Below are 6,476 nucleotides of genomic sequence, written 5' to 3'. Positions count from 1 at the left end.
TTCAGGAGCGACTGGACTTCCCGCACCTCCCCCGATGATCAGTCGGAAGACATAACGCCTTCAGGGGCGCCATGTCCAGATACAAGGAGCGGCTTCAGCCGCGACCGGCCAAACAATGGGCCTCACGGCTTCGACACGCTCGGAGCTAGCCCCTGCACACGCACCTGGCCCGCTCGCCGCAAGTCGCTGTGGGAGCGACTTCAGTCGCGACGAGCGGAACCGGGAAGTCGGCCGGCTTCGGCAGCTGTCGGGGCTGAAGCCCCTCTTACAATGCCCCCCGCCGGCTGACCGCAAGTCTCTGTAGAAGAGGCTTCAATCGCGAAGGATCCGACGGCTTCGGCTGCGGCCCCTACTGCTGTGCAGCCAGTTGGCTTGCTGCAAGCTCAGGTGGGAGCGACTGCTAGTGGGCTTGGCATCCACCGCGACGTACGCAGTGGATTTCCGAAACCCTGCGCCATCGCCATCGGTGGCGCGCTCCTCGCTACGCGAGCGCAGCGCGCCTCAGGGCCACGCAGGCGGCTTGGCCTGCCAGGCGGCCTGCACCTCGGTCAAGGTGGCGCGCTCGTCGTCGCGCCAGGCCGGCAGCAGCTTGGCGAAATCGGCGCCGGCGCCCCATTGGTCCGGCCAGGTGCGCACGGCGGCGGCGTACCACTTCACCGCCTCGTCCTTGCGATCCAGCCGCCACAGCACCAGCGCCAGCGTCGGCGGCACCCAGTCCGGCGCCGCCGGGCGGCCGTTGACCAGGCCGCTCCACTGCGCCAGCGCGCGTGCCGGGTCGCCGGCGCGCAGCAGGTCCCAGCCGTAGTTCCATTCGACCTGGCGCCGCTGTGCGCCGGCGGTCAGCGAACGCAGCGCCGCCTGGTACAGCTCTTCGCCCAGTTCGCGACGGCCGCCGGCCATGGCGATCGCCGCCAATTGCGCGCGCGCCTCGGCCGCGTTCGGATCGCGCTGCACCGCGCTGGCGAGACGGTCGACCAGCGCATCGCCGCTGCCGGCGAGCGCTGTCACCGGGCGCGTGGTGGCGCGGTCCTGGTCGAAGTAGAACTCTTTCGGCGCCGGCAAGGCCTGCGCCTGCGCGTCGATCGCGGCCGCGCTCACCCAGGCCAGCATCGCGGCCAGTGCGTATTTGTATGCATTCACTGCTGACAACCCCTTGGAGGTGGTCCCCTCCCCCAACCGCATCCTAACCGCGCCGGGCGCCGGGGGCGAGAGGCGGGCGCACAAAAGGCCGCTGATACAATCGGCGACCGTGCGTGGCCTGCCGCGCGCGCGCCAGCCTTCCATCTCCGGGCAAGCCATGAACCGCATCGCCGATCCGCGTCCGCCGTCCTCCCTCGCCGTGCCGGCCACCGACGGCATGGATGCCGGCTACACCCTGGAGGACAAGTACACCCGTACCGACGGCCGCATCTATCTGTCCGGCGTGCAGGCGCTGGTGCGCCTGCCGCTGATGCAGCAGCTGCGCGACCGCGCCGCCGGACTCGATACCGGCGGCTTCGTCAGCGGCTACCGCGGCAGCCCGCTGGGCGGCTTCGACCTGGAGCTGTGGCGCGCGCGCAAGCACCTGGACGCGGCCAATGTGAAGTTCCAGCCCGGCCTCAACGAGGACCTGGGCGCGACCATGGTGTGGGGCACGCAGCAGACCAACCTGTTCCCCGGCGCGCGCGTGGATGGCGTGTACGCGATGTGGTACGGCAAGGGCCCGGGCGTGGACCGCTGCGGCGACGTGTTCAAGCATGCCAACGCCGCCGGCACCTCGCGCCACGGCGGCGTGCTGGCGCTGGCCGCCGACGACCACGCCTGCCGCAGCTCGACCCTGCCGCACGGGTCGGAAGAGGAATTCGTCAGCGCGATGATGCCGGTGCTCAATCCGGCCGGGGTGCAGGACATCCTCGACCTGGGTCTGGTCGGCTGGGCGATGAGCCGCTACACCGGGCGCTGGATCGGCTTCAAGACCATCGCCGAGACGGTGGAATCCTCGGCCTCGGTGGAAGTGGACCCGTTCGCGCGGCAGATCGTGCTGCCGGAGGATTTCGAACTGCCGCCGGGCGGGCTCAATATCCGCTGGCCGGATCCGCCGCTGGACCAGGAGATGCGCCTGCATCGCTACGCGGTGCGCGCCGCGCAGGCCTTCGCCCGCGCCAACGGCGTGGACCGCACGGTGATGGATTCGGCGCACGCACGGCTGGGCATCGTCACCACCGGCAAGAGCTACCTGGACGTGCTGCAGGCGCTGGAATACCTGGGCCTGGACGAACGCGCCTGCCGCGACATCGGCATCCGCGTGTACAAGGTCGGCATGACCTGGCCGCTGGAGCCGATCGGCATCGCCGCGTTCGCGCAGGGCCTGGACGACATCGTGGTGGTGGAGGAGAAGAAGGCCTTCATCGAGCGGCAGATGAAGGAGCAGTTCTATAACTGGCCGGCCAGCGCCGGTCCGCGCCCGAGCATCGTCGGCAAGTACGACGAGGCCGGCGAGTGGATCCTGCCGTCCACCGGCGAGCTGACCCCCGCGACCATCGCCGCGGTGATCGGCAAGCGCATCCAGCGGTTCTTCAACACCGAGTCGATCGAGCAGCGGCTGCGCTGGATGGAAGCCAAGGAAGCGGAAATGGCCCTGCCGCGCGCCAATTTCCCGCGCGTGCCGCACTACTGCTCCGGCTGCCCGCACAACACCTCCACCGTGGTGCCGGAGGGCTCGCGCGCGCTCGGCGGGATCGGCTGCCACTACATGGTGACGTGGATGGACCGCTCCACCGATACCTTCACCCACATGGGCGGCGAAGGCGTGACCTGGGCCGGGCAGGCGCCGTTCACCGACACCCCGCACGTGTTCCAGAACCTAGGCGACGGCACCTATTTCCACAGCGGCTCGCTGGCGATCCGGCAGTCGATCGCCGCCGGCGTCAACATCACCTACAAGATCCTCTACAACGACGCGGTGGCGATGACCGGCGGGCAGCCGGTGGACGGCACCCTGAGCGTGCCCGACATCGTCCGGCAGATGCGTGCCGAAGGCGTGCACACCATCGCCCTGGTCAGCGACGACATCGGCAAGTGGACGCGGCGCCGCGAGCAGTTCCCCAGCGACGTCGAGTTCCACGACCGCAGCGAACTGGACGACGTGCAGAAGCGCCTGCGCGAGGTCAAGGGCACCAGCATCCTGATCTACGACCAGACCTGCGCCACCGAGAAGCGGCGCCGGCGCAAGCGCGGCAAGCTGCCGGATCCGGCCAAGCGCGTGCTGGTCAATTCGCTGGTCTGCGAAGGCTGCGGCGATTGCGGCGAGAAGAGCTTCTGCGTATCGGTGCTGCCGAAGGAGACCGAGTTCGGGCGCAAGCGCCAGATCGACCAGTCCGGCTGCAACAAGGACTATTCCTGCGTCTCCGGCTTCTGCCCCAGCTTCGTCACCGTGCACGGCGGGCAGCTGCGCAAGGGCCGCAAGGCGGACGCGGCCACGCTGCTGCAGGACCTGCCGCCGCCGGCGTTCCGCAGCGATCTGGCGCAGCCCTGGAACATCCTGATCACCGGCGTCGGCGGCACCGGCGTGGTCACCATCGGCGCGCTGCTGGGCATGGCCGGGCACCTGGAGGGCAAGGGCGCCAGCGTGCTCGACCAGACCGGGCTGGCGCAGAAGGGCGGCGCGGTCACCACCCACATCCGCCTGGCGCGCCAGCCCGAGGACCTGCACGCTGTGCGCATCGCCGCCGGCGAGGCCGACCTGGTGCTGGGTTGCGACATGGTCGTGGTCAACGACTACTGGGCGCTGTCCAAGGTGCGCGGCGACCGTTCGCAGGTGGTGCTCAACACCTATGAGGCGATGCCCGGCACTTTCACCACGCACCCGGACATGCAGTTCCCCGCCGCCGATATCGTCGCCGGCGTGCGGCTGGCGTTGGGCGGGCGCGAGCCCTTGCTGCTCGACGCCACGCAACTGGCCACCGCGCTGCTCGGCGACGCCATCGCCAGCAACCTGTTCATGCTCGGCTATGCCTGGCAGCAGGGGTTGGTGCCGCTGTCGCATGAAGCGCTGATGCGCGCGATCGAACTCAACGGCGCCGCGGTGGCGATGAACCAGCAGGCCTTCGCCTGGGGCCGGTTGGCGGCGCTGGACCTGCCCGCGGTGCAGCAGGCGGCCGGCATGGCCGGCAGCGTCGCGGCCGAGGCTGCGCCGGCCACGCAGCGGCTGCAGCAGCTGCCGCCGGGCGAGTGGGAAGGTCACGAAGCCGGCGCCAGCGCCGCGCCGCGCAATCCGCACAACGCCCGCCAGGCACGCGACCTGCCCGCCGCTGGCGATGCCGCCGACAACGGCCACGCGCCGCTGGACGACACCCGCCTGTCGCGCTCGCTGCACGAACTGGTGACGCGCCGCCGCGCGTTCCTGGTCGACTACCAGGACGCCGCCTACGCCGCGCGCTACGCCGCGCTGGTGGAGCGCGTGCGCGAGGCCGAGCAGCGCGTCGCCGCCGGTTCCACCGCACTGACCGAGGCGGTGGCGCGCTACGCCTTCAAGCTGATGGCCTACAAGGACGAATACGAAGTGGCGCGGCTGTACACCAGCGGCGATTTCCAGCGCCAGCTGCAGCAGCAGTTCGACGGCGCCTATTCGCTGCGCTTCCACCTGGCGCCGCCGCTGCTGGCCAAGAAGGACGCGCAGGGCCGTGCGCTCAAGCGCGAGTACGGGCCGTGGATGTTCAGCGCGTTCAAGTGGCTGGCCAGGCTGCGCGTGCTGCGCGGCGGCGCGTTCGACATCTTCGGCTACAGCGCCGAACGCCGTGGCGAGCGCCAGCTGATCACCGACTACGCGCGCACCGTGGGCGAGCTGCTGGAGCGGCTGGCAGCGGACAACCTGACGCTGGCGGTGGAGATCGCCAGTGTGCCGGAACACATCCGCGGCTACGGCCACGTCAAGGAAGCGCACCTGCACGAAGCCAAGCAGCGCGAAACGCGGCTGCTGGCGACCTGGCGCAATCCGAAGGCGTTGCACCTCGTGCAGGCGGCTTGAACTGTGGGGTCGGTTGCGCGATGCAGTAACGGCAGGCGGGGCTGACGCCCTCTGCGTCAGGTCCAGGCAGTCGCCGCACGCTCATGTAGGAGCGGCTTCAGCCGCGACCTGCCTTGTCCGATGCGGCCAACGCCGCCGAAGGACAAAAAGCGGTCGCGGCTGAAGCCGCTCCTACAAGTGCACCAGGCCGACCCTCCGGTTCGCCGCAAAAAACGCTGCCGGCATGCATGCCGGCAGCGTTGTGGAGAACGGAGCGAGGATCGTCGAAGGAAGCAGAAACAGGCGCGCGCTTTTCGGCTATGCGCGCTCGTTTCGACTACTCAGCTCATCAAACCCTCAGACCCGCGGGTCCGGCGGCGTGCCGCGGCCCGAACCGTAGCGGTCCGAATGGAACGCCTCGCGCACGGCCGCCTTGGCCTGCGCCCAGGTCAGCCGCGAACGGTCCTTGGCGCGTTCCCAGCCGCTTTCCAGATCCGCTTCCAGGCGATCGTCCCAGTCGCGGTCCTGATAGCGGCTGCGTGCCTGGACGCCGTAGCGGTAGGCCGGACGGTAGTCGTCGTAGCCGGCGTCGGCATCGCGGTAGTCCACGCTGTCGAAGCGCTCGGCGTAGTAGCGGTCGGTGTCCTCGTAGGTGCGATAGGTGGTGTCCGCGCGCTGCCAGGAATCGCGTGCCGCCAGGCGCGCATCCTCCCACTCCAGGCGCGACTCGCCGCGGCGCGTGCCCCAATCGCGCGACAGTTCGGTTTCGTTCTCTTCCCAGCTGCGGGTCGGATACTGCTCGCGCGCCTGCAGGCCGAGGCCGTAGGCGGCCGCGTAGTCGCGCTCGTAGTCGTAGTCGGACTTCACGTAGTCGCGGTTGCGGTATTCCTCGCGCCAGTACTCGGCTTCGCCGGTCGGGTCGATGCGTTCGGCCACACCCTTGCCCGCCGCGGCACCGGCGACCACGCCGACCGCGGCGCCGATCAGCGTGCCGAGCGGGCCGAACACGGTGCCGGCGAGCGCGCCGGCGGCGACGCCGCCGGCGGTGCCGCCGATGCCGACGCCGACCGGGTGCGAACCGGGCGTCCCGGAAATGGGGTCGCGATTGAGATCACGTGCTTCGTGGTTGCTGCTCATGGGTATGCTCCGTCGCGAGTTGAAAGATCACCGACCGCATGCACTGGCCGGTGGTGGCCGCACAGTGTCAAGCGCGGGGTTAACCGCGCGTGCCACCGGAGTGATCGTGCGATGAGGCAACGCGTGATTGTCCTCACGCATCGGCAACGTCTTCGCGCCAGGGCCGTGCTGCGCGGTCGATCGCAAGCGCCCGCACCCTGTGCAATCGCCGCTGACCGGGCGCCGCCGAACGCGATGCAGTCGCGGCACGCTTAGGAAGCGGTCCCAGAATCGGCACGTCGCGGGCTGGGCGGGGCGTGGGTGTTTCCGTGGAAGTGATGGATATCGCGGATTCGCGCGAGCGCCCCGGCCAGCA

General features: G+C 69.9%; 3 protein-coding genes. 1 reads left to right on the top strand and 2 read right to left on the bottom strand.

Annotated elements, in window-relative coordinates; translation table 11 throughout:
• Nucleotides 1-501: 501 nt before the first annotated feature.
• Nucleotides 502-1,110, bottom strand: a complete 609-nt coding sequence (locus J2Y70_RS21745; RefSeq protein WP_309922488.1) for a tetratricopeptide repeat protein — start codon at nucleotides 1,108-1,110, stop codon at nucleotides 502-504.
• Between the two features lie 247 nt (nucleotides 1,111-1,357).
• Here J2Y70_RS21745 and J2Y70_RS21740 point away from each other — a divergent pair, with 247 nt between their 5' ends.
• Nucleotides 1,358-5,005, top strand: coding sequence for an indolepyruvate ferredoxin oxidoreductase family protein (locus J2Y70_RS21740; protein WP_309922485.1), 3,648 nt, complete (start codon nucleotides 1,358-1,360; stop codon nucleotides 5,003-5,005).
• 336 nt (nucleotides 5,006-5,341) lie between these two features.
• Here J2Y70_RS21740 and J2Y70_RS21735 read toward each other — a convergent pair whose 3' ends face one another.
• The gene (locus J2Y70_RS21735) at nucleotides 5,342-6,121 is read right to left on the bottom strand and encodes a hypothetical protein (RefSeq protein ID WP_263396290.1); all 780 of its coding nucleotides are present in this window, start codon (nucleotides 6,119-6,121) and stop codon (nucleotides 5,342-5,344) included.
• Between the last annotated feature and the right edge of the window lie 355 nt (nucleotides 6,122-6,476).

Source organism: Xanthomonas sp. 1678, from assembly GCF_031455575.1.
Lineage (GTDB): Bacteria > Pseudomonadota > Gammaproteobacteria > Xanthomonadales > Xanthomonadaceae > Xanthomonas_A.
Note: the sequence above shows the minus strand (reverse complement) of the source record. Positions and strands in the feature narration are given on the sequence as shown.

What these genes read in the sequence shown, in the direction of transcription:
- J2Y70_RS21745 (WP_309922488.1), bottom strand. Translation starts at nt 1,110, where the DNA reads ATGCTGGCCTGGGTGAGCGCGGCCGCGATCGACGCGCAGGCGCAGGCC.
- J2Y70_RS21740 (WP_309922485.1), top strand. Translation starts at nt 1,358, where the DNA reads ATGGATGCCGGCTACACCCTGGAGGACAAGTACACCCGTACCGACGGC.
- J2Y70_RS21735 (WP_263396290.1), bottom strand. Translation starts at nt 6,121, where the DNA reads ATGAGCAGCAACCACGAAGCACGTGATCTCAATCGCGACCCCATTTCC.